The organism is Streptomyces regalis (genome assembly GCF_001509475.1).
GTDB lineage: Bacteria > Actinomycetota > Actinomycetes > Streptomycetales > Streptomycetaceae > Streptomyces > Streptomyces regalis.
The window spans coordinates 18,588-40,790 of record NZ_LLZG01000405.1 but is presented as its reverse complement, the minus strand read 5'-3'; the positions used below and the strand labels follow the sequence as shown (position 1 = coordinate 40,790).

General features: G+C 70.1%; 22 protein-coding genes, 1 tRNA gene and 1 pseudogene. 15 read left to right on the top strand and 9 right to left on the bottom strand.

Annotation, left to right across the window (positions count from 1 at the left end):
* The 3 genes from ADL12_RS53540 to ADL12_RS44290 all read left to right on the top strand — a co-directional run.
* The coding region (locus tag ADL12_RS53540) for a CysS/YqeB C-terminal domain-containing protein (protein WP_425265217.1) at positions 1–157 on the top strand (157 nt) is incomplete at its 5' end.
* Between the two features lie 109 nt (positions 158–266).
* Positions 267–1,208 (top strand): 23S rRNA (guanosine(2251)-2'-O)-methyltransferase RlmB, encoded by a 942-nt coding sequence (rlmB, locus tag ADL12_RS44295; protein WP_062714180.1) that lies wholly within the window; start codon positions 267–269, stop codon positions 1,206–1,208.
* 206 nt (positions 1,209–1,414) lie between these two features.
* Positions 1,415–2,980 (top strand): DoxX family protein, encoded by a 1,566-nt coding sequence (locus ADL12_RS44290; RefSeq protein ID WP_062714178.1) that lies wholly within the window; start codon positions 1,415–1,417, stop codon positions 2,978–2,980.
* Positions 2,981–3,155: 175 nt separating this feature from the next.
* Here the strand turns inward: ADL12_RS44290 and ADL12_RS44285 are convergent, their stop codons facing one another.
* The 3 genes from ADL12_RS44285 to ADL12_RS44275 form a co-directional block, all read right to left on the bottom strand.
* Positions 3,156–3,887, bottom strand: coding sequence for a nucleotidyltransferase family protein (locus ADL12_RS44285; RefSeq protein WP_062714175.1), 732 nt, complete (start codon positions 3,885–3,887; stop codon positions 3,156–3,158).
* A 107-nt stretch (positions 3,888–3,994) separates the two neighbouring features.
* Entirely contained in the window at positions 3,995–4,447 is a 453-nt protein-coding gene (locus ADL12_RS44280; protein ID WP_062714173.1) for a hypothetical protein, read from the bottom strand.
* Between the two features lie 231 nt (positions 4,448–4,678).
* The gene (locus ADL12_RS44275; RefSeq protein ID WP_062714171.1) at positions 4,679–5,767 is read right to left on the bottom strand and encodes an ABC transporter ATP-binding protein; all 1,089 of its coding nucleotides are present in this window, start codon (positions 5,765–5,767) and stop codon (positions 4,679–4,681) included.
* A gap of 217 nt (positions 5,768–5,984) precedes the next feature.
* Between ADL12_RS44275 and ADL12_RS44270 the strand changes: the two genes are divergently transcribed.
* From ADL12_RS44270 to ADL12_RS44250, 5 genes are all read left to right on the top strand, one after another.
* Positions 5,985–6,062, top strand: a tRNA-Thr gene (locus tag ADL12_RS44270).
* A gap of 231 nt (positions 6,063–6,293) precedes the next feature.
* The gene (locus ADL12_RS44265; RefSeq protein WP_062714168.1) at positions 6,294–6,521 is read left to right on the top strand and encodes a hypothetical protein; all 228 of its coding nucleotides are present in this window, start codon (positions 6,294–6,296) and stop codon (positions 6,519–6,521) included.
* Between the two features lie 408 nt (positions 6,522–6,929).
* The gene (locus ADL12_RS44260) at positions 6,930–7,298 is read left to right on the top strand and encodes a hypothetical protein (RefSeq protein WP_062714167.1); all 369 of its coding nucleotides are present in this window, start codon (positions 6,930–6,932) and stop codon (positions 7,296–7,298) included.
* Between the two features lie 342 nt (positions 7,299–7,640).
* Positions 7,641–7,985, top strand: coding sequence for a hypothetical protein (locus ADL12_RS55855; protein WP_062714165.1), 345 nt, complete (start codon positions 7,641–7,643; stop codon positions 7,983–7,985).
* Positions 7,986–8,326: 341 nt separating this feature from the next.
* A complete protein-coding gene (locus ADL12_RS44250; RefSeq protein ID WP_244188269.1) occupies positions 8,327–8,674 on the top strand; it encodes a hypothetical protein in 348 nt (115 codons plus the stop codon).
* 132 nt (positions 8,675–8,806) lie between these two features.
* Here ADL12_RS44250 and ADL12_RS44245 read toward each other — a convergent pair whose 3' ends face one another.
* The 3 genes from ADL12_RS44245 to ADL12_RS44235 form a co-directional block, all read right to left on the bottom strand.
* Entirely contained in the window at positions 8,807–9,112 is a 306-nt protein-coding gene (locus ADL12_RS44245; protein WP_062714163.1) for a hypothetical protein, read from the bottom strand.
* A gap of 258 nt (positions 9,113–9,370) precedes the next feature.
* Positions 9,371–9,664, bottom strand: a complete 294-nt coding sequence (locus tag ADL12_RS44240; protein ID WP_062714161.1) for a hypothetical protein — start codon at positions 9,662–9,664, stop codon at positions 9,371–9,373.
* Between the two features lie 287 nt (positions 9,665–9,951).
* The gene (locus ADL12_RS44235) at positions 9,952–10,431 is read right to left on the bottom strand and encodes a hypothetical protein (protein ID WP_062714159.1); all 480 of its coding nucleotides are present in this window, start codon (positions 10,429–10,431) and stop codon (positions 9,952–9,954) included.
* A 471-nt stretch (positions 10,432–10,902) separates the two neighbouring features.
* Between ADL12_RS44235 and ADL12_RS44230 the strand changes: the two genes are divergently transcribed.
* The 6 genes from ADL12_RS44230 to ADL12_RS44205 all read left to right on the top strand — a co-directional run bounded on the left by ADL12_RS44230 (position 10,903) and on the right by ADL12_RS44205 (position 16,218).
* A complete protein-coding gene (locus ADL12_RS44230; protein ID WP_062714158.1) occupies positions 10,903–11,658 on the top strand; it encodes a hypothetical protein in 756 nt (251 codons plus the stop codon).
* A 74-nt stretch (positions 11,659–11,732) separates the two neighbouring features.
* A complete protein-coding gene (locus ADL12_RS44225) occupies positions 11,733–12,011 on the top strand; it encodes a hypothetical protein (RefSeq protein WP_062714156.1) in 279 nt (92 codons plus the stop codon).
* Positions 12,012–12,123: 112 nt separating this feature from the next.
* Positions 12,124–13,401 carry a WS/DGAT domain-containing protein gene (locus tag ADL12_RS44220; protein WP_244188268.1) on the top strand — a complete coding sequence of 426 codons (1,278 nt, stop codon included), beginning with the start codon at positions 12,124–12,126 and terminating at the stop codon, positions 13,399–13,401.
* A gap of 37 nt (positions 13,402–13,438) precedes the next feature.
* Complete coding sequence (locus tag ADL12_RS44215; RefSeq protein ID WP_062714153.1) at positions 13,439–13,717, top strand: acyl carrier protein; 279 nt, start codon at positions 13,439–13,441, stop codon at positions 13,715–13,717.
* Positions 13,714–14,922, top strand: coding sequence for a beta-ketoacyl-[acyl-carrier-protein] synthase family protein (locus ADL12_RS44210; protein WP_062714151.1), 1,209 nt, complete (start codon positions 13,714–13,716; stop codon positions 14,920–14,922). The genes ADL12_RS44215 and ADL12_RS44210 overlap by 4 nt, the downstream gene beginning before the upstream one ends.
* A gap of 51 nt (positions 14,923–14,973) precedes the next feature.
* On the top strand, positions 14,974–16,218 hold the full coding sequence (locus ADL12_RS44205; RefSeq protein WP_062714150.1) for a wax ester/triacylglycerol synthase domain-containing protein: 1,245 nt from the start codon (positions 14,974–14,976) through the stop codon (positions 16,216–16,218).
* Here the strand turns inward: ADL12_RS44205 and ADL12_RS44200 are convergent.
* Positions 16,204–17,391, bottom strand: a complete 1,188-nt coding sequence (locus ADL12_RS44200; protein ID WP_244188267.1) for a DUF4037 domain-containing protein — start codon at positions 17,389–17,391, stop codon at positions 16,204–16,206. The two genes, ADL12_RS44205 and ADL12_RS44200, sit on opposite strands and share 15 nt — an antisense overlap.
* Positions 17,392–18,151: 760 nt before the next feature.
* Positions 18,152–19,045 carry an aminoglycoside phosphotransferase family protein gene (locus ADL12_RS44195; protein WP_107120185.1) on the bottom strand — a complete coding sequence of 298 codons (894 nt, stop codon included), beginning with the start codon at positions 19,043–19,045 and terminating at the stop codon, positions 18,152–18,154.
* A 54-nt stretch (positions 19,046–19,099) separates the two neighbouring features.
* On the opposite strand from ADL12_RS44195, the gene ADL12_RS44190 reads away from it, so the two are divergent.
* Positions 19,100–20,506, top strand: coding sequence for an NAD(P)/FAD-dependent oxidoreductase (locus ADL12_RS44190; protein WP_208614748.1), 1,407 nt, complete (start codon positions 19,100–19,102; stop codon positions 20,504–20,506).
* 98 nt (positions 20,507–20,604) lie between these two features.
* Here ADL12_RS44190 and ADL12_RS44185 read toward each other — a convergent pair.
* Positions 20,605–22,117: pseudogene (locus ADL12_RS44185) on the bottom strand (MFS transporter).
* Between the last annotated feature and the right edge of the window lie 86 nt (positions 22,118–22,203).

The window sequence follows — 22,203 nt, the reverse complement described above, 5'->3', positions numbered from 1 at the left end:
CGACACCCTGGTCCGCATGGTCCTCGACCAGCGCGAGGCGGCCCGCTCCCGCAAGGACTGGGCCACCGCGGACGCCATCCGCGACCAGCTCAACCAGTCGGGGCTGGTCATCGAGGACAGCCCGCAGGGCCCGCGCTGGAGCCTCGGCCCGCGCTGAGGCCGGCCGTGCCCGGGAAGATCGATTGTGCCGTCCGGGCCTGCGGGCGGCACACTTCATAGTCGTACGAACACACGCTTCACTTCTCCAGAGCAGAGACGGGTAGGTCATGGCCGCTAACAACCGCCGCATGTCCGGCAAGAAGGGCGCGCAGGTCGGCAGTGGCGGCCAGCGGCGCAAGGGTCTGGAGGGCAAGGGCCCGACCCCGCCCGCCGAGATGCGCAAGGGACACAAGAAGAACCGCGTCGCGGGCGCCAAGGCGAAGCAGGCCCTGCGCCGTCCCGCGCCGCGTGGGCGCGGCGGCAAGTCGACGTCCGAGCTGGTCGTCGGCCGCAACCCGGTCGTCGAGGCGCTGCGCGGAGGCGTGCCCGCGAGCACTCTCTACGTCCAGCAGTTCATCGACAACGACGAGCGCGTCCGCGAGGCCCTCCAGCTCGCTGCCGAGCGCGGCGGCATCAACCTCATGGAGGCCCCGCGCCCCGAGCTGGACCGCATGACGAACGGCCTCAACCACCAGGGCCTGGTCCTCCAGGTCCCGCCCTACGAGTACGCCCACCCCGAGGACCTCGCCGCCGCGGCCTACGACGACGGCGAGGACCCGCTCATCGTCGCGCTCGACGGCGTGACCGACCCGCGCAACCTCGGTGCCGTGGTCCGCTCGGTCTCCGCCTTCGGCGGCCACGGCGTCGTCGTACCCGAGCGCCGCGCGGCCGGCATGACCGCCGGTGCCTGGAAGACGTCCGCCGGCACCGCCGCCCGTACGCCGGTCGCCCGCGCCACGAACCTCACCCGCGCCCTGGAGGCGTACAAGAAGGCGGGCATCGTGGTCGTCGGTCTGGCCGCCGACGGCGAGAGCGAACTCGGTGACCTCGCGGCCCTGGCGGGCCCCGTCGTCATCGTCGTCGGCAGCGAGGGCAAGGGCCTGTCGCGCCTGGTCGGCGAAACCTGCGACTTCCGTGTCCGCATCCCGATGCCGGGCGGCGCGGAGTCCCTCAACGCGGGCGTGGCCGCAGGCATCGTCCTGTACGAGGCGGCCCGCCGACGCGCCTGAACACGCGTCCATGGCGTCACCCGTGCGGGGCAATTCTGGTGACAGTGGTGCGACCTGCGCATCCTTGACGGGGTCCGGACAGATCCGGCCGGTCAAGGCAGTGTCCTAACCACACGTCACTCGGTTAGTTGAGTGTGGACACCAGAACACCCCGCACACCCACGGGGGACCGCTCGTCGGGATACGACGACGCTCCCGCGCTGAGCATGGTGAAGGTGCCGAGCGATCCGGCGCAGATCATCGTCAATCACGCGAGTTTCCGCGTGTTGTTGGGCGCGTCGACGCGGCGCCCCCAGTCCCCGCGGATCGCGCGGCACCTGAGCGCCACCGAGGACACCACCCGCATCCCCCTCGTCAACACGGCCGGCAGAGCGGGCGCGCCCGCAGCCCGCCGCCGACCCGTCGTCTGGAACGGCACGTCCGCGCCCGACGACACCGGCGCCCACCGCCTGCTCCAGGCCGTGCGGGACGGCAGCGTCCGCCACGGCGACGAACCGCTCCCTGGCGCCGGGGGCACCCAGGTCATCCCGCGCGTCGAGGTCGGCGGCTATGACCGGGGCTACGCGGGCGGCTACGACGACGAGTTGACGCAGACCGTCGAAACACCGATCGTCGGCGCACAGCGCACGCACGAGTCCGTCGAGGCCCGTCTCCTGCCCAACATGCGCACGGTCGAGAGCGCGTACGACGAGGAACTCCCCTACGAGGACGAGGAGTTCGAGGAACCCGAGGCGGTGGACGGGACCGGCGCGCCGCTCAAGCGGTCCGGCGACGACCCCGCGCGGCACGCCTACTACCCCGGCCGCCGCATGAACCTCGGCGTCGTCCTCCTCCCCCTCCGCGTCTTCCTCGGCTTCATCTCCATCTACGCCGGCATGGGCAAGCTCTGCGACCCCGTCTACTTCGACGGCGGCAAGCGCGGCTCGATGGTGAAGTGGCTCAACACCCTGCATCCGTGGGAAGTCGCCGAACCTCTCCGTCAGTTCGCGCTCGAACACCCCGTGGGCTCCGGGCTCGTCATCGCCTTCTTCCAGGTCATCGTGGGCGTGCTCACGGTCCTGGGGTGCTGGCAGCGAGTGGCCGCGGTCGTCGGTGCCCTGCTGTCCGCAGCGCTGCTGCTCACCGTCAGCTGGAAGAGCGTCCCGGTCTACGACACCCCCGACATCATCTATCTCGCCGCGTGGTCCCCGCTGATCATCGCCGGTGCCCCCGTCTACTCCATCGACGGCCGTCTCGCCGGCATGGCCTGGCGGCGTCTCGGCCCCCGCTCCGACATCTGGGAGCTCCGCAGCTACGTCCTGCGCCGCGGCGCCCTCGTCACCGCGATCGTCACCGGCCTCACCCTCCTCGTCGGCTCCCTCCTCGGCGGTGCGGTCCGCGACTCCGACCGCGTCGTCGTCCCCGGCCCAGGCGAGGCCCCCCGCAACGAACTGCCCGGCTCCCCGCTCCCGCAGGAGCCCGGCAAGCGGCACAAGAGGACGCCGTCGGCCTCCAACTCGCCCACCCAGGGCGCCACGTCGGGCACGGCGAGCCCCAGCGCGGGCGCCGCGACCACGCCGGGCGCCACCAGCGACACGGGCACCGCGGGTGCCGGTACGCCCAGCCAGACGCAGGGCACGGCGGGACAGGCCCCGCCCCAGCAGTCCACCCCGGCCGACGAGGCCCCCAGCACCAGCACCGGCCCGACCTCCGGAGGCCCCTCCTCCGGCGGCGGCTCGACGGGCGGCTCCTCACCCGACGAACCGGGCCTGGTGGGCGGCCTGTTGGGGTGAACGGGCCGGTGGACGACCTGATCGGCAGCTGATCCACCGGCTGACAGACCGCCCCGACGCCGACTGCTACGACGACGATGGGCCCCGGACGTGAATCCGTCCGGGGCCCATCGTCGTGGCGTACTACTACGGCCGTTGCATCCCGGCCCCGACCGCGCTCCGGCCGACGACGCTCTCAGCGTCCCAGCGCCGCCAGTTCCTTCGCCGCCTCCGTCAGGTCCTTCGCCGTGTCGATGGCGCGCCAGTACGCCCCCTGGGGGATCGGGAAGCCGGCCAGACGGCGTTCCCGCGCCAGGTGGGGGAAGGTGGTGCGTTCGTGGTCCCCGCGTTCGGGGAGGAGGGAGGCGAAGGCGGGGGAGAAGACGTAGACGCCCGCGTTGATCTCGAAGGTCGACGGCGGGGACTCGATGAAGTCCGTGATGTGGCCGAAGCCGTCCGTCTTCACCGCACCCCACGGGATCCGGGGCCGGGCGAGGGCGAGGGTGGCGACCGCGTCGCGCTCGGTGTGGAAGTCCGCCATGTCGCGCAGCGAGAAGCGGGTCCAGATGTCGCCGTTGGTGGCGTACCAGGCCCTGTCCGGGTGCGGAAGGTGCGCGGCAGCGTACTTCAGGCCGCCGCCTCGTCCGAGCGGCTCCGTCTCGACGACGGTCGTGACATGGAGCGGAAGATCGGCCGTCTTCAGCCAGTCCTGCAACACCTCGGCGAGGTGCCCGCAGCTGACCACCACGTCCGTCACGCCCTCTTCGGCGAGCCAGGCGAGCTGGTGGCCGATGATCGGCGTCCCCGTACCGGGGATCTCGACCATCGGCTTGGGCCGGTCGTCGGTGTACGGACGCAGCCGAGAACCTTGGCCGCCGGCCAGGACGACGGCTTGAACGGGGCGGGACGCGGCGTTCGGATCAGTCATGACCGAACTGTACGCGGCGCCCCGCTCGCGGCATTCGCCGGCAACCGTTCCTTAATCAGCCGTTACCGTCCGGAAGGGGAGTGTTCCTCGAAAGAGGCCGACAAGGGCTAACTGTGCGCCGCCGCCACCCCCGAAGCGAAGGCGGTGTCGCAGACGGGCCGGGCGTACGACTGCGCACGCGTCGGACCGTACATGCGGACCGCGGCGCGGCCGAGGGCGCGGGCGATCGAGGCGCAGTGCCGGGCGAGGGACGGGCGGTCGTCGACGGCCTGCTGGAGGTGGGTGAGGGCGACGCTGGGGTTCTCCGCCTGCAGCTCGGTCAGCAGCTGGTCGCGCAGCACGTCCTGCGGGGCGCGCGGGGCCTTCTTCGCGCCCGCGCTCGAGACGTCGGTCGCGGTGAGCACCGAGTCCGAGGGGTTCCCCGACCAGTTGACCCGGGTGACCGCGAGGGTCCCGGAGAGAACCAGGACGACGGGCAGGACGAGGGCGAGAGTGCGGCCGAGCTGGCGGGCGGGGCCCCGGTGGCCGCGTCGTGTCTGTTGGGTGGTGGAGTGCTTCACGCGAGTGAGAGTAGCGTTCGGTGCTGACATGGCGACATTCGGTCACCGGTTTGGGGGACGGAGTGGCGCCACTTCTCGGTGGTGCGTTGACGCACAGCGCTCGAAATGACCGATCTGTCGGGGTATTTGTCGACAACAAGAAGGGCCCCGCAGGGGTCTGCGGGGCCCTCTTCGTCAACCTGGGTGAATTACCCGGGGTTGTGCTGCCTGTACGTGCCCTCGGGCGCTTCCTCAGTCGGAGAGCCGCGCACCCGTGGAGGTCGAGAACACGTGGGTCTCGCCGGAGCGCGGGACGATGTGCAGCGTGCTGCCCTTCTCCGGGACGTCACGGCCGCTGACGCGGACGACGAGGTCCTTGGAGTCCTCGCCGACCTTGGCGGTGCCGTAGACGTACGCGTCGGCGCCCAGTTCCTCGACCACGTTCACGGTGACCGCGAGGCCCTGCTCCGACTCGGAGCCGGCCACGTCGAAGTGCTCGGGGCGGACGCCGACGGTGACGGTCTTGTCGGTGGCGGCGGCGAGCGCCTCACGGTCGACCGGGACGACGGAGTTGCCGAACTTCACGCCGCCGTCGGTGATCGGGACCTCGACCAGGTTCATGGCCGGGGAGCCGATGAAGCCGGCGACGAAGAGGTTGGCCGGGCGGTCGTACATGTTGCGCGGGGTGTCGATCTGCTGGAGCAGACCGTCCTTGAGGACCGCCACGCGGTCGCCCATCGTCATGGCCTCGACCTGGTCGTGGGTGACGTAGACGGTGGTGATGCCGAGACGGCGCTGCAGCGACGCGATCTGCGTACGGGTCGACACACGGAGCTTGGCGTCCAGGTTGGACAGCGGCTCGTCCATGAGGAAGACCTGCGGCTCACGCACGATGGCGCGGCCCATGGCGACACGCTGGCGCTGACCACCGGAGAGGGCCTTCGGCTTGCGGCCGAGGTACTCGGTGAGGTCGAGGATCTTCGCCGCGTCCTCGACCTTCTGGCGGATCTCCGCCTTCGGCACGCCGGCGATCTTGAGCGCGAAGCCCATGTTGTCGGCGACGGTCATGTGCGGGTACAGCGCGTAGTTCTGGAACACCATGGCGATGTCCCGGTCCTTCGGCGGCAGGTGCGTGACGTCGCGGTCACCGATGCGGATGGCGCCGCCGTTGACGTCCTCGAGCCCCGCCAGCATGCGGAGCGAGGTGGACTTGCCGCAGCCGGACGGGCCGACCAGAACGAGGAACTCTCCGTCCTCGATGTGGATGTCGAGCGCGTCCACGGCGGGCTTCTCGGTGCCCGGGTAGATCCGGGTCGCCTTGTCGAACGAGACAGTGGCCATGGTGAATGGGCCCCCTTCTACCGGCAGGAACGTGCCGGACGATCCGTTGTAGGAAGGTGGTTGGTTTAGTCCACATGTGCGGACTGGATCTGGACGCTACCTGGCGGTCGCCCGATCTGTCAGTACCTGGAGGCATGTGAACTTCGCGGAAATTTTCGACAGGGCCCACTCGGAACCTGGGTACACTGCACGGGCGCGTGCGTGACAGCGCGTGCAGGCCTCCTTAGCTCAGCTGGTCCAGAGCGGCTGTCTTGTAAACAGCAGGTCGTCGGTTCGAATCCGACAGGGGGCTCCACCAACATCGACAACCCGCCACAGAGCCTGAGCGCGACGCTCGCTCTTAAGTAAGTCTGCGCCAGGCCGGGTTTGAGTCGTCTCCGTCACCCTCGGCAACGCCGCGTGCACCCATCTCCCCTCTCGGACACGGGACATGCACCGGCATGGAACCGGTTCGTAACTGCTAGTGTTCGTGCAGTCACAGTAGGCAATCAGCCTCTATGTATAGGTAATGAAAACCGAGGGTTCCATGCGCAAGCTTCACCAGGTCATGATCGTCGCAGCCGCGGCCGGCAGCCTGTCCGCCATCGGTGCCGGTACCGGTGTCGCCTACGAGGCGAGCACCGATCTCTACCGCCCCTACCAGGAGTGCAGCCCGCAGACGGTGGCCGAGGGCGACCTGCCGATCGCCGTGCTCGGCCTCGCCGAGACCTTCGACACCACCTGCGGCCAGTTCAACAACGCCTTCACTGGTTGAGGTCGGCGGCGTAGCCGTGCCGACGCCTTCCGCGGGCCCCTTCGGGGTCACCCCCCGAAGGGGCCCGTTCATGTGCGGCCGCCCGGAGCGCAAAGCCGCTCCTCGGGCCCGTACGCGTGCGCAAGGACGCTGAACTCCGGCGCGTAGATGAGCGGTTGCGCGCGCACGACCTGAACCTCGCTGCCCTGAAGCCTTCGGCTCGGGCGCGGGTTGCGGCCTCAGTGTCTGCCGACAGGTCGGTCTTTCAGTTCACCTCAGGTCAGTCCTTCACTTCGTAAGCAATGCGGCCCCGCGCGTCCCTGGCACGAGTCTGACGCCGGGGCCCGCCTCTCCGACATCCCCGGGGCCCACCGCGGCAGTTCGCGGTGCAAGGCACCCGGGGCACCCCTCACAAAGGAGACGCAGGACATGTTCAACGGAAAGAAGATCGCGGCCGTCTCGGGGCTTCTCGGCGGCCTGGCCATGACCTGGATCGGCGTCGGCCAGGCTTACGCCGTAGCCCTGCCGGGCGTCTGCGGCGCCGACGCGCAGGGCAACATCATCTGCACCCAGCGGATCGTGGGCGAAACGAAGGAGGGCGAGGACATCGCCCTGCGCCGGTCGGTGACCTGCCAGCCGACGGAGCCGTTGACCTTGCCCGCTGCCGGTCTGCTGAACCCGGGGCGGGTTCGGCTCGGTCCCCAGATCACCTGTGCTCAGGAGGCGCCCGAAGTGCCGGCGCCCCAGAGTGACAACAACGCTGAACCCCGCCTGTCACAGCTCGGATTGCCCATCTGAGACCCGGGGCGGACTCCCCCGACTTCCCTGCCTTCAAGCGGCGGATGGCCGGACCAGCGCGACCTGGTCCGGCCATCCGCCGCTTTCGCGTCCACGGACGCCACCGTCGGCAAACGGGTGACCGCCGCGCGCTGCCCGTGACTCGCCCTCGGGGAACTGTCGTTTCTTTCAAGGGAGAACAGTGCCTTTCACGTCCATGGCGAAGCGGACGGAAGGGTTCCTTGGCATGGGCCGACACGACACAGAGAAGGGTCAAAGATCCCAAATTGCTACGGTTCGCATGTATATGCTCACACTAAGTAGTCAACCAGGGCCTCGTGCCCGGGAAGAAAGGGTCAAACTATGCGCAGGTTTCAGCGCGTTGCGGTCGTAGCCGCGGCGGTTGCAGGGCTGTCCTTCGGTGCCGGTGCGGGTGCCGCCTTCGCCGGCGAGGGTGACTGGGACGGTCAGAACGCCACCGCGGTGGCCACCTCGACGGCCAACGCGGTGGCCACGTGGGGTGCCCCGTACGACACGGCGAACGCTGCCCCTGCGGCCGCGCCCGCGGCAGCGCCGCAGGCCGCTCCGCAGGCCGCTCCGCAGGCCGCTCCGCAGGCCGCTCCGCAGGCTGCTCCGGAGGTCGCTCCCAAGACCGTTGCTCCGGAGTACGGCTACGGCGAGTACGCCGCTCCGATCGCCGCTCAGTAAGGAAATGCCGAGGGTTCGGTGCGCGAGTTTCAGGGCACTGCGATTGTCGTCGTGACGGTCGCGAGGCGAGTGGCTCGGTATCGGCTCGGAATTTCGTTCCACAGCCGGCCTCATGGACGTCGCCTCGCAACGTCACGACAGGCGCATCGACTTCCCTCGGAACACCGTTTCCAACGGTGTGCTGAACAACACCCTTAGCAAAGCAGCCCGGACGCGCGGAAGACCCATCAGGGTGCGCGGCCGGGCTGCACCCAATCGTATTTCGACCTTCTCCCAGGCTCGGGCGCGTGCCGATCGACGGCACAGGCGTTCGGGCCTCGATTTGCAAAGGAAGGCAGCACATGATCGGTCGACAGAGGATCGCAACCGTCTCGGGGCTCCTTGGTGCTCTCGCCGTGATCTACAGCGGTGTCGCGCCGGCGTATGCCGACGACCCCAAGGGGGACTGCACGATCTCCGAGCAGGGCGACATCGTCTGCATCAAGAAGAGCGAGGTCGTCCGCAAGGACAAGAAGGGCAGGTATCTCGTCAAGCAGAAGCAGGATTGCCAGACGATCGAGCAGCCTCGCTTCGTGCATCCTGACGGGAGCCTGTTGAACGGCGGGGACGTGGATTCCGGGCCGACCGTGGAGTGCTCCAACAAGGCGAAGTGGCCGAAGGGGTACAAGCTGCCCAAAATCAAGTTCTGAGGGGCGATCTGTGAATGCCGGACCGGGATTCTCCCGGTCCGGCATTTCGGCTTTCCGGGCGGCTGTCGGCCGACAAAAGCCCGGTGCCCCGGCCTGCGTGGCCGGGGCACCGGGAGAAGGTTTTGGCTTACGTCACTTGCCGACGGCGTTGTTGCAGCCCATCGACGAGCCCAGGGACGTCTCCTGCGCGCCCGGGTTGCCCTCGCCGTTCAGCAGGTTGCCGCCCAGGCCGTTGGCGATGCCGACCTGGCCGAGGACGTCGACGTTGGCGTCGTGCGACTTGCAGCTCGTGCTCTGCAGGATGCTGAAGCTCGAGCCGCTCCTGCCCCCGCTCTTCGAGCCCCAGCCGCCCTGGTCGGCGTGGGCGGCGCCGGCGGTCAGCAGCCCGACGCTGCCGAGGGCGGCGACCAGGACGGCGGCCTTGCGGAGCTTGTGCATGTTCATCTCCGGTGGAGTGGAGTGGTTGCGACCTATTGCAGATCGACTTCGTACGATTACGGAGGCTAATAGGAAGTATTCCAAAGCAATCGGCGGCACGCCGAATTCGGAAAAGTCTCACCGCCTTGGCCGATGGTCGGGCAATTCAGGTTGTGCGCTGCATATAGACATAAAAAAAGAGGGGTCCCGGCACCGGGCCTGAGGCTCGGTACCGGGACCTGTTTCCCGTCATCGGCCGCCAGTGCGGCCGTCAGGCTCTTAGAACGCGCTGTTGTTGCAGCCCATGGTCGAGCCCAGGTGGGTGTCCTGCCCACCGGCGTTGCCCTCGCCGTTGAGCGCGTTGCCCAGCAGGCCGTTGAGGATGCCGACCTGGCCGAGGACGTCGAGGTTCAGGTCGTGCGACTTGCAGGAGGAGCTCTGCAGGACACTGAACTTGTCCCCGCCCTTGCCGCCGTGCCCGTCGTTGCCGTGCGCGGTGGCGGTGCCGGCGCCCAGAAGTCCGACGCTGCCGAGGGCGACGACCAGGACGGCAGCCTTGCGAAGCTTGTGCATGTCATCTCCGGTGGAGTGAGGTGGGTGCGATCCGTGAAAGATCGACTTCGTACTGTTATGGGAGTTAATACGAAGTATCCGTAAATGTCCCGACGACGCGCCGGGGTTTGTGATCTCGTGGTGAAAGCACCCAGAAGTCGCAGCGCGCTGCGGGGAGTCTGCGCGCTGCCTCGTGGATCGGCTGCCGTTCTGTGTGCTCAGGCGGACGGCGGGACTTGGTGCCCTCGGGGCAACGGCGCGTCCGGCGCCGCCCGCTGAGTCTTCGTCGGATCTTCCTGAAGCACGCTCTAGCTGGTGGAGCGTGCGCTGGAGACGGCGTTCGCCTGGCTGTTGGCCTGGTGGCAGTCGATGCCACGGTTCTCGGCGGCGGCGAGTACGGCGACCGGGACGGCGGCGTTGAGCAGGGACTGCGGGCTGCACTCCTGGTACGGGCGGAAGAGGTTGGAGTTGTGCAGCGGGGCTTCCTGCGAGGCCGGCTGAGGGGAGATCTGCGGGTTGAGCTGCGGGCTCAGCTGGGGGTTGAGCTGCGGGCTGACCTCGGCGCCCCGCTGGGGAGGCGCCGCCTGCCGCTGCTGGGCCGGCATGTTGGACGTCTGGACGTTGGCCTGCGAGCGGGTCCACGTGGCGGCCTGGGCGTCCTGCTGCGGCGCGGGAGCCGGAGCGGTGCCGTACCCGACGGGGGCGTCGGCGACGCTGGGGCCGACGCCGATGCCGGACAGACCACTGGCTGCTGCGACGACGAGCACGACCTGGTGAAGCTTGCGCATGGAACCTCGGCCCTTCATTGACCTGTGCATGGAACGTATGGAAATGCTATGAGTCGGTGCAGCTATTGCTTTTCTGCTGCCCTACGGCTGCGATGGGCCATCGCTCTGGCCCTGTGCGGAACGAGATAAGTGCGGGTCCGGTCACGTGAGCCGGGATGCGGTCACCCATTCGCTTTCCTGGGCGGGGTGACAAGTCCGGAGAACCGGTTATCCGATCGATGGCAATGGAGTGACGGGTTTTTGGATCCCGTGACTTGACCGCACAAATGTCGTTGCCAGCTGAGAGAGGGCAGCGGTCAGGAATCAGAGAGAGGGCAACGGGATCTGCTGCCGCCTCCGGCGTGAAGTCCACATGACAGCTCAGGCATTACCCCTGTAAGGGCGCAGTACGAATATCAGACTGAGCGCACGCAAGATTGCACAGAAATACAACGGATTTCCCTGCACAGGTAATGAAGGGCCGAGGGTTCCATGCGCAAGCTTCACAAGGCCGCGCTCGTTGTAGCGGCGGCCGGCGGTCTGACCGCCATCGGCGCCGGCGTCAGCGAGGCGGCCGACTACTATCCCGCCGGGTACAACGGTGCCCCAGCGCCTGCTCCCGAGTACCCGGCGCCTCAGTACGCCCCGGCGCCTGCTCCCTATTACGCGCCGCCCCAGTACGCGGCGCCGGCCCCGCAGTACGCGCCGCCTCAGTACGCCCCGGCGCCCGCTCCGCAGTACGCGCCGCCCCAGTACGCGGCTCCCGCCCCCCAGTACCAGGCACCTCAGCAGGCCGTGGCCGAGGCTCGTTCGACGGGTACCGCGCAGGCCACGGCTCCGCGGCCGGCGCCCCACTACCAGGCCCCGGCGCCCGCCCCGCAGCAGAGCGGCCATGCCTCCGCCTCGGCCTCGTCGGGTGGCGCCGCGCAGGCCTCCAGCACGCCGCACGCCCAGCAGCACGCCGCCCCGCAGCAGTCGCCGGTGTCGCAGGTCGTGCCGCAGGTCACCCCGCAGACGGCGCCGCAGGTCATGCCGCAGGTCGCTCCGCAGGTCAACGCGCCTCAGGTCTTCAACCCGGAGCCCCCGCCGCGTGTCGCGCCGCAGGTGAACCCGCAGGTCAACCCCCAGGTGAACCCGCTCATCAACCCGCTGCTGTCGCCGGCGAGCGCACCGCAGGTTCCCGGGCTCGGCCTCGGACAGGTCGCGGCGCCTCCCGTGGGCCAGTTGGGCCTGCCCCGACTCGGCTGAGGGCTTGCTCCCAAGTGACCACCGTTCCCACTCGATCTGCTGCACAGCACATCCGCAAGACCAACGGAGAAGTAATGCACAAGCTTCAGAAGGTCGCCCTCCTGGGCGCCGTCCTCGGCAGCGTCGGTTCCCTCGGCGTCGGCACCGCCTTCGCGCACGGTGAGGGGGGAGCCCACGACCTCGACATCACGCAGGGCATCGAATGCCGCTCGCACGACATGAACATCGACGTCCTCGGCAGCCTCGGCGTCCTCAACGGCGCGGTGGCCAACGCGCTCAACGGCGAGGGCTCGCCGGGCGCGCAGCCCAGCCACCTCGGTTCGGACATGGGCTGCAACAGCGCGGTCAAGTAGTCCGTGTGAAGCGTTAGGTCCGACGCCCGCTCCACCACGGGGGCGGGCGTCGGACTGTGAGTCGGAGCTCGTCGGCCGCGGACAGCAAAGGATGAGGATGGCGACGTATCGCATGAGACTGTCCTGTGCCGACGAGATGTTGCTGCTCAACGGGTGTCCGGGAGTCATCGGACTGGCGGCGGTCTTCGCCGGCGGGCAGCCCGATGTGGACCAGGTGCGGGCGCGGGTCGCCGAGCGGTGGACGGGCCTGGAGCGGATGAACTGTGTGCTCGACCGTTCGCAGGGCAGGGCCGGGACGGCGCGGCGGGGGCCGGTCGGGCGGCAGGGGCGGGTGCGGTGGGTCGTACCGGGGCCTTTTGCTCCCGCCGTGCATGTCACCGTGGCACGCACCAAGTTGGACGATCTGTGGGCGGAGAGCGCGGACCGGCCGCTCGCCGGCGGCGTGCCGCCCTGGCGGCTCTTCGTGGTCCCGGACGCGGCGCACGGCGGTGACTTCGCCCTGGCGCTCGTGGCCCAGCATGCGCTGCTGGACGGGCGCTCCCTGGCGACGTTGATGCGCTTGTTGATGGACAGCCCTGTGGTGGCGAGGGAGTCAGGCCGGTCGGCGCCGCTGTCGCGTACCGGGCTGCGGGCGGCGGCCAGGGAGCTCAGGACGATGGCGGCCGCGGGACAGGCCCTTCCGATCCGGTCGCAGGAGCAGACGTACCCCTCGGTCGCGGTGTGCGAACTGCCCGCGCACACGGTCCGATCCGCGCGCCGGCAGCCGGCCGACGGCCGGGGCGCGACGTTGAACGAGCTGCTCGTGGGTGCGGTGGCCGGAGCGCTGCGGGCCCAGTACGGTCCGGTGCGGCGGTGGCGGCAGCGGGATGAACCCGTGTACACGGCCGTACCGTGCGACCTGCGCACCCGGTCGAATCCGAGGGAACTCGGGAACACCCTCACGGTGGTTCGGGTTCCGTTGCCCGTCGACGTGGACGGTCCCGTGGCGCGGTTGCGGGCGTGTCAGGCCGCGATGGCCACCGTCCCCGACCGGGCCGCGGTCCACGCCACCGTGCTGTTCCCCGCGGCGGAAGCGGCACGCCGGACGGGCCCGTGGGTGACCGGGCTGCTGGCCGACCGCGGCCGCCACTCCTGCTTCGCGGCGACCGCGACCACGGCCATGAAGTGGCCCGGCGGATCGAGCACCTTCCAGGACCGCCGGCTCGTGCGCACGGTCGGGCTGCCGCCCCTGCAGCACCCGGGCACGGCCAGCTTCGCCCTGGCCCAGGCGGGGGACGCGTTCACGCTCACCGTGGTGTGCAACCTGCGCCCGAACGACGCGAGACGGCTTGCCGACGCGGTCGTCACGGAGTTCGAGACATGGGCCCGCACGGCGACGCCGTCGGTGTGAGTCGGCCCTGACGGCACCAGGAGATGGAGGCAGTTGCATGGAAGTGGAACACGGCGACGTATGGGAAGCGCTGCGCCCGCTGTGCGCGCGGGTGATGTCGGTGCCGCCGGAGGCGGTCCTGCCGCACGCGCGGCTGGTGGCCGACCTGGGCGCCGACAGCCTGGACATCACCGAACTGGAAGTGGCGTCGGAGGAAATGTTCGGCGTGTCCCTGAAAGGGACCGACAAGGCCGGAGTGTCCACCGTGGGTGATGTGGCCGACCTCATCGTGAGGCTGCGCACCACCCATGCCGCCCACAGCCCCCTCGCCCGGTGATCCGCCGACCCGCTGTCGCCGTCACCGGCCTGGGAGTGCGGTGCGGCGCCGGAGCGAGTCCGGCAGCGCTGTGGGAGAGCCTGGTGGAGTGCCGTTCGGCAACGTCGCTGCATGTGTTCGACGACGAGGGCACCGTCGTGTACCCGGCGTGTGCGATGCCCGACTTCGACCCGGCCGGCTGTCTGACGCCCAAGGAGGCCCGGCGGTCCGACCGTTCGGTGCAGATGGCCGTGTGCGCGGCCGCGGACGCCGTGGAGGACGCCGGAGGGCTCCATGTCGCAGCCGGCCGGCGGGCGGTGGTCACCGGCACCGGCTACGGCGGGGTGATCAGTCAGGAGAGCGGCATCGGGCATCCCGATGTGCTGTACGCGCCTCGGCTGATGCACAACGCGGGGGCGTACTGGATCAGCGCCCGGCTCGGTATCACCGGCCCGAGTCTGACGGTGTCCACCGCGTGTGCCTCCGGCACGCATGCGGTGGGTGAGGCGATGCAGATGATCCGGGCGGGATGCGCGGACGTGGTGGTGGCAGGAGGCCATGACAGCCCCCTGACTCCGACGACCGCGCTGGCCTTCGGGCGGGCCGGTGCGATGGTCACCGACTGCGAGGATCCCGCTGCCGCGTCACGGCCGTTCGACGTCGGGCGGCGGGGCTTCGTCCTCGCCGAAGGGGCGGCGTTCCTGGTGCTGGAACGGCTGGACCACGCCCGCGCGCGGGGCGCCCGGATCTACGCCACGCTGACCGGGTACGGCCGTACCTCCGACGCCCACCACCTCACGGCACCGCACCCCGACGGTGCCGGTGCGCGGGCGTGCATGGAGCAGGCGCTCGCCGACGCCGGTACGACCGCCGAGGCCGTCACCCATGTCAACGCGCACGGCACCGGCACCGAGCTGAACGACCTCGCGGAAGCGCAGGCGATCACCGCCCTGTTCGGCTCGCGTGCGGTGCCGGTCACCGCGCCCAAGGCTGTGACCGGGCACGGGTTGGGGCTGGCCGGAGCGCTGGAAGCCGTGATCACGGCTTGGTCCGTGCATGAGGGACTCGCGCCTCCGACGGCTCATCTCACGCGGCTGGACCCGCGATGCGAACTGGACGTGGTCACCGCTGAGCCACGCAAGATCCCGGACGGGCCGGTGATCAGCAACAGTTTCGCCTTCGGTGGCCACAACGCCTGTGTCGTGTTCGATTCACCCCACGCCTGATCACGGGAGGCGGGTACTCAGGGGGGACTTGGGAACGAGAGGCTGTGGAACATGAGGCTGACGGCCATCGAGGAAGGGCACCTCCGCAACGGAATGCCGGGGACGATCGGCATCGCGGCGGTGTTTCCCGGAGGGCCGTTGGACCTGGCACAGGTGCGGTCCCGGGTACGGGAACGGTGGGGCGGGCTGGACCGGATGAGCCTGGTCCTGCAGCCCCCCACCGGGCCGGCGGCGCTGTCGGGCCACCGGTGGTCGGCCGCCCGGCCGTTCGATCCCGCCGCGCACATCACTGCCACGGACCAGGATCTGGAGTCCCTGCTCACCGACGGTGTCAGTCACCGGCTGCCGGTCGAACGGCCCCTGTGGCGGCTGCTGGTCACGGGGCACGCCGTCGTGCTGCTCGCCCATCACGCGCTGCTGGACGGCAGATCCCTGGAGACCCTCTTCCGGCTGCTGATGGACGACGCCGTATCGCCGGGGCCTCTCGGAGAGGGGGTGGCGCACCCGCTCGCGGCGGGGCGACAGCGCCCCCGTGTCGGTCCCGCCGCTGTGTGCAGGGAATTGCGCCGTATCGGGGTGCCCGGTCGGCCCCTCCCTCCGGCTCCGCTCGGCGAACCGCGGCCGTCAGTGGCCGTGGTCGAGCTCGACCCGCAGGTCATGCGCACAGCCCGCCGCCAGCCGGCCGGCGGGCGCGGGTCGACACTCAACGAGCTTCTGCTGAGCACGTACGCCGGTGCCCTGCGCGCCTGCCACGGGCCCCTGCGGTCCTGGCCGAAGGGATCGACCCCGTTCTACGCCACAGTGCCGGTCGACCTGCGGACCCGTCACAACGCCCACCATCTCGGCAATGGCGTCACCGCGCTGCGCATGGCGCTGCCCGTCGACCTCGAATCACCGGTGGCCCGCCTGCAGGCATGCCAGGATGCGGTGGCGGCGTTCGACGGACGCTGCGACGCCCATCGCGCGATCCTTCCGGCACTGCAGGCCGCCGCGCGTAACGTGCCGTGGCTGGCCGGAGTGATGGCCAAGAGGCTGGCCCGCCCGGAACTCACCACAAGCCTGTGCACCGCTTTCAAGTGGCGGGACAACCCCAGCCACTTGCACGGTCGTCCCCTGTCGCGCATCGTGCCCCTGCCGCAGCTCTCCCCGCCGGGCACGGCGAACCTCTGCCTCGTCCACACCGCCGACGCCTACACCCTCACCGTCGTCAGCCATCTGCGTGGGGGTGACGCCGGGACGATCGGCGAGGCCGTGCAGCGGGAACTGAAAGCGGTCGCGGCGTCAGATCTGCTCTGACCCGGGCTTTCGCATGTCCTGGCTGGCGGCCCTGGTCAGTTCGGGGCGGGCCAGGACGTCGGTGCTGTCGAGGAACTGGTCCACCGCCCCGACGAGCGGCAGGTCGCGCAGGACCGGGTCGGTGATGCGGGCGGTGAGCGCCTCGGTGAAGCGGTCGGCGCGCAGGACCTGGAAGGGACGGGAGTGGTACGGGCGCGTGGTGGGGGCGACGCGGTCGGTCAGGGCGAGTTCGTTGTGCAGGTGGGCGACGATCTCGTACGCGCGGGCGAGGTGCTGTTCGCGGGTGTGCCAGTCGGTGGCGGCGAGGGCGGCAGTGAGGTCGGGGGTCAGACGAGGGCCGACGCGGCTGCGGGCGAAGGCGCTGCCGAGCCATTTGCCGTACGGGGGGTAGCGGCGGTCCATCAGGAGGCAGAGCCGCATCAGGTCGCGGACCAGGCGGGCGGCGGTGACGGCGGAGCCCAGTTCGTCGCCGACCTCGCCCGAGCGGCCCACGAAGGCCTCCTCCTGCGCGATGCGCTGCCACTGGCAGGCCAGGACGTACAGCCAGACGTCGTGGGGGTACCAGTGCAGCGCTCGGCGTAACGGGGTGAGGGTGTGCAGGCCGTCGTGGAAGACGGCGCCCGCGGTGACCTCGGCGAGGAGCTGGGTGGGGGTGGCCAGCCAGTCGGCCGGGGTGATGCCCTGCGCCGGGTCGAAGCCGAGGGTGTCGGTGAACCAGGTGGAGGTGCCGGTGACTTGGACGCGGTGGTGGACGGGGCCGTCGGTGAGCCGCATGACGCGGATGTCCCGGTCCGCCTCATCGGTGGGGGCGATGGGGGTCCCCCCGCTCGAGCGAAGTCGAGAGTGGGGGATCGTCGGGTGGCCGAGGAACGTCTTCGGGAGGTGTTCGGCGAGCACGTGTCTGATGCGGGCGGCGTGGCGGGGCACGTCGTGGCGGTGCAGGAAGACCTGCAGGCGCGGGCCCCACTCGTGGTCGGCGGAGCGCGGGGTGTCGTAGCCGAGCACCTCGGAGCCGCTGCCGATGCGGGCGGCGGAGTGGGGGACTCCGGGAGCGGCCTCCTCCAGCAACGGGCGTACGGCGTCGGTGTAGAAGCGGCGGGCGAGTTCGAGGCCGGGGATGAAGTCGGGCTCAGGGGCGGGGGAGTCCATGCGGCGCATATTCGTGGGGCTCATGCCAGGAAGCCGTGCCCATTCGGTGAGGGCTCATGCGAAGTACGTTCACACTGTTATGTGTTGGCCTGAGCTGGCTAACGTCCCATGGAATACGGTACGTTGCCGCTCCCACGCGGGAGTCCCCGAAGGCACAGATCCGGCATCGCTGGTGGACCCGGTTTCATACGGGACGCTTGACCGCGTAGGTGCGGGGCGCAGTCAATCGCCTCTGCTTCACCGTGGTGGAGCTGGACGCAAACGCCGCGTCACAGCCAGTGGCGCTCGTTGTGCAAGCTCGTCGATCCATCGACGAGCAGTTGACAAACCAGATCGCGCAGCCGACGGTCTCGCCGGTCGTGTGGATGGCCGCATGTGCACATAGGCGGCGGGGCGGTCGCCGAAGAGGGCCTCGTGGGGCTGCTCCTCGGCGGCCCCGTTGCCCTCGCATCCTCCAACGCCTTTTCGCACTAGCCGAGTTCCCGGATCAGGGTGTGGAGGGCGGGGACGTCGGCGGGGGTGGCGGGGCGAATCATGGGGTGAGGTTAGCCGCGGGGCTTGCGTAGGCGCCTGGCGATTTCCAGTTGGCGGTTTTCCAGGGGGCGGGTGCGGAGGGCCTTGTAGCTTCGGCGGCTGAGAGCTCGGGGCCTTGGGTGGTCTGTCGGGTGCTGGTGTGTGGGTGGGGGTCGCGCCCTGCGGCGGAGCCGCATGTCGATGCTGTCCCGCGCCCCTTGGGGCGTTGCCGGTCCGCGGCTCACGGCTTCCTCGGTGTCCTAGTTGTGGGTCAGGAACGCCCGTGGGGTTCGCGCAGGCGTCTGGCGATTTCCAGTTGGCGGTTCTCCGGGGGGCGGTCGTCCTCGATGTCCCAGAGGCAGTTCTGGAGGAGTCGGGCGTACGTCCAGGCACGTGCGCGTGATCGGTCCAGGCCGAGTACGTCGGTCATGGCGTCGAAGCGCCAGCGGACGTCGGCGGCGTCGAAGCGGTTGTCGAGGGCCGGCCAGAGTTCGAAGCCGGGGTCGCCGGCCAGGGGCTTGGGGTCGATGGCGAGCCAGGGGGCGCGGTCGGAGGCCAGGACGTTCTCGTCGTGGAGGTCCCAGTGCAGGAGGCGGTCGCCGGGGTCGGTGACGACCTCGCGTACGGCGGCGGCGCAGTCGGCGACGATGCGGCGGGCCTCAAGGTCCGGGATGCGCTCCAGGGCCCAGGGCGTCTGCTCCAGCATGGCCTGCGCGATGTCGCCGAGGCGGCGCAGGCCGGCGGGCGCGGGGAAGGACGTGAGGTGGGCGAGGAGGCGGGCGATGACCAGGACCGACTCGTGGACGTCCGGGTAGTGCGCGAGCATGCGGGAGGAGTCGAGGCGTTCGAGGAGCATGGTGCCGGTGGGCTCGTCGTGGTCGAGGAGGCGTACCGCTCCGTCGCCGTCCCACACGCGCAGGGCGACCGGTTCGCCCTCGCTCTCCTCGTCGAGGAGTTGGAGTTTCAGGACGGCCGGGGTGCCGTCGCGGCGGAGGACGGGGAGGACCAGGGCGGCGACCCCGTGCATCGGCCGTCCGTCGAGCGTCAGCTCCCAGCGGTCGAGGAAGTCGGCTGTCATGTCCGGGAGTCCGGCGATGAAGGCGCGGCCCGCCTCCCCGTTGTACCTCTGTTGTGATGCGGCGAGCTCCTGCGGAATGTCGATCACACTGCCGACCCTACGGGGCTCCCGGAATCGGCTCACGCCAATTAACGTCCTCGCATGAGCAGCTCGGTGAGTGGTGCCGTGAACGGCGGTATTTCCTTCTGGTACGCGGACGACGGCCTCCCCGAGGTGCGGGAGCCGCTCGCGGGGGACGCCTCCGCGGACGTGGTGATCGTGGGCGGGGGATACACCGGATTGTGGACCGCGTACTACCTGAAGAAGGCGGTCCCCTTCCTCCGGATCACCGTCCTGGAGCAGAAGTTCTGCGGGTACGGCGCCTCCGGGCGGAATGGCGGGTGGTTGTACAACGGCATCGCGGGGCGTGACCGGTACGCGAAGCTGCATGGCCACGAGGCTGCCGTACGGCTGCAACGGGCGATGAACGACACCGTCGACGAGGTCGTACGGGCCGCCGAGGAAGAGGGCATCGACGCCGGCGTTCACAAGGGCGGGGTGCTCGAAGTCGCCCGGACCCCGGCCCAGTTGGCGCGACTGAAGGCCTTCCATGAGCACGAGCTGTCGTACGGCGAGAAGGACCGTGAGCTGTTCGGTGCCCGCGAGACCGCCGAGCGCGTCAAGGTCGCGGACGCGGTCGGTTCGACCTGGACGCCGCACGGGGCGCGGGTGCACCCGGTGAAGCTGGTGAAGGGCCTCGCGGCGGCCGTGGTGGCGCTGGGCGTGACGATCCACGAGCTGACGCCGGTGACGGAGATCCGGCCCAAGCACGCAGTGACGCCGTACGGCACCGTCCGCGCGCCCTATGTGCTGCGCTGCACCGAGGGCTTCACCGCCGCCCTGAAGGGCCAGAAGCGGACCTGGCTGCCCATGAACTCCTCGATGATCGCCACCGAGCCGCTGACGCAGGAGCAGTGGGAGTCGGTGGGCTGGGACGGGGGCGAGACGCTGGGTGACATGGCGCACGCCTACATGTACGCGCAGCGCACTGCCGACGGACGGATCGCGCTGGGCGGGCGCGGAGTGCCGTACCGCTTCGGCTCGCGGACCGACAACGACGGGCGCACGCAGGGGGCGACGGTCGAGGCGTTGCGGGAGCTCCTCGTGCGCTTCTTCCCGCAGCTGGCCCCGGTCCGGATCGAGCACGCCTGGTCGGGCGTGCTGGGCGTGCCGCGCGACTGGTGCGCGACGGTCACCCTGGACCGGTCGACGGGGCTCGGCTGGGCGGGCGGTTACGTCGGCTCCGGCGTCGCCACCGCCAACCTGGCGGCCCGGACGCTACGGGACCTGGTGCAGCAGGACTCCGGCCAGGGCGGGCGCACCGAGCTGACCGATCTGCCGTGGGTCGGCCACAAGGTGCGCAAGTGGGAGCCGGAGCCGCTGCGGTGGCTCGGGGTGCACGGGCTGTACGCCACGTACCGGGCGGCGGACCGGCATGAGCACACCACCAACAGCGGGGAGCCCTCGAAGCTGGCGCGGTTCGCCGACCGGGTGGCGGGGCGGCACTGAGGGAAGCTTTCGCCGCTGGATACTCATGAGTGCGCTGCCGGTGATCAGCGGGGTGGGGGAGGGGCTCCGCGGTCCGGTGGGGTCCCTCCCCCCGTTTCTCAGGGCACCGACTCCGGTACCGGTGCCTGCGGGGCGCCGTGCTTCGGGGGCTTCGCCGTCACCATCAGGGCCGCGACCAGGCCGGCCAGGAGCATGATGGCGGCGGCCCACCAGATGGTGACGGTGTAGCCGTGGACGATGCCCTCCTTGGTGACCAGGGCCCGCTGGGCCGGGTCGGTGAGGTGGGCGGTGATGTAGGCGGCGCTGCTGGTGGTGGCGATGGTGTTCAGCAGGGCCGTACCGATCGAACCGCCCACCTGCTGCGAGGTGTTGATCGTCGCGGAGGTCACCCCGGAGTCCTGCGGGGCCACGCCCGCTGTCGCCGTGGCGAACACCGGCATGAAGATCAGGCCCATGCCGAGGCCCATGAGGATGAGGGCGGGCAGGATGTCGGCCGCGTAGGACGAGTGCACCGTCAGCTGGGTCAGGAGCATCATGCCGACCGCCGCCAGCAGGGCGCCCGGGGCCATGAGCAGGCGGGGCGCCACCCGGGTCAGGAGGCGGGCGGCGATCTGGGTGGAGCCGGTGATGATCGCGGTCGTGAGGGGCAGGAAGGCGAGGCCGGTCATCACCGGCGAGTAGTCGAGGATGACCTGGAGGTAATAGGTCATGAAGAGGAACAGGCCGAACATGCCGATCACGGCGAGTGCCATGGTGAGGAAGCAGCCGGCGCGGGTGCGGTCCTTGATGATGTGCAGCGGCAGCAGGGGCACCGGGGCCCGCGTCTGCCACCACACGAAGGACGCGAGGAGGACGGCCGACACCGCGAAGAGGGCGAGGACCAGGCCGTCGGTCCAGCCGCGCGGCTGGGCCTCGCTGAAGCCGTAGACGAGGGCGACCAGGCCGCCGCAGCCGAGCAGCACGCCGGGTACGTCGAGGCGGGCGCCCGCGTGGCCCGGGCTGTCGTGGAGCAGGGCGAGGGCGCCGATCACGGCGATCACGGCGATGGGCACGTTGACGTACAGGCACCAGCGCCAGTCCAGGTACTCGGTGAGCAGACCGCCGACGATGAACCCGATCGCGCTGCCGCTGCCGGCCAGGGCGCCGTAGATGCCGAAGGCCTTGCCGCGCTCCTTGGGGTCGGTGAAGGTCGTGGTCAGCAACGACAGCGCCGACGGGGCCAGTACGGCGGCGAAGACGCCCTGCAGGGCGCGGGCGCCGAAGAGCATGCCGGACGTGGTGGCGGCACCGCCCAGTGCGGAGGCGGCGGCGAAGCCGACGAGGCCGATGACGAAGGTGCGTTTGCGGCCCACCAGGTCGGCGATCCGGCCGCCGAGCAGGAGCAGTCCGCCGAAGGCCAGGGTGTAGGCGGTGATCACCCTCCCCCAGAGGGGGTGCCCCCAGACGGTTGCCGTCGGAGATGCCCAGGTCGCTCTGTGCGGAGGGGAGCGCGATGTTCACGATGGTCGCGTCGAGGACGACCATGAGCTGCGCGAGCGCGATGATCGCCGACCCCCACCAGCGGCGGGGGTCGGCGTCCGCGGCGAATTCACCTGTTCGGGTGAAACTCACCTGGCCAGAAGACCATGATTCGGGTCGTATCGCATCTGGTGAGGGCTGAGGAGTCGCCTCTGGGGAGGGGCGAGGTATCGCCTTTG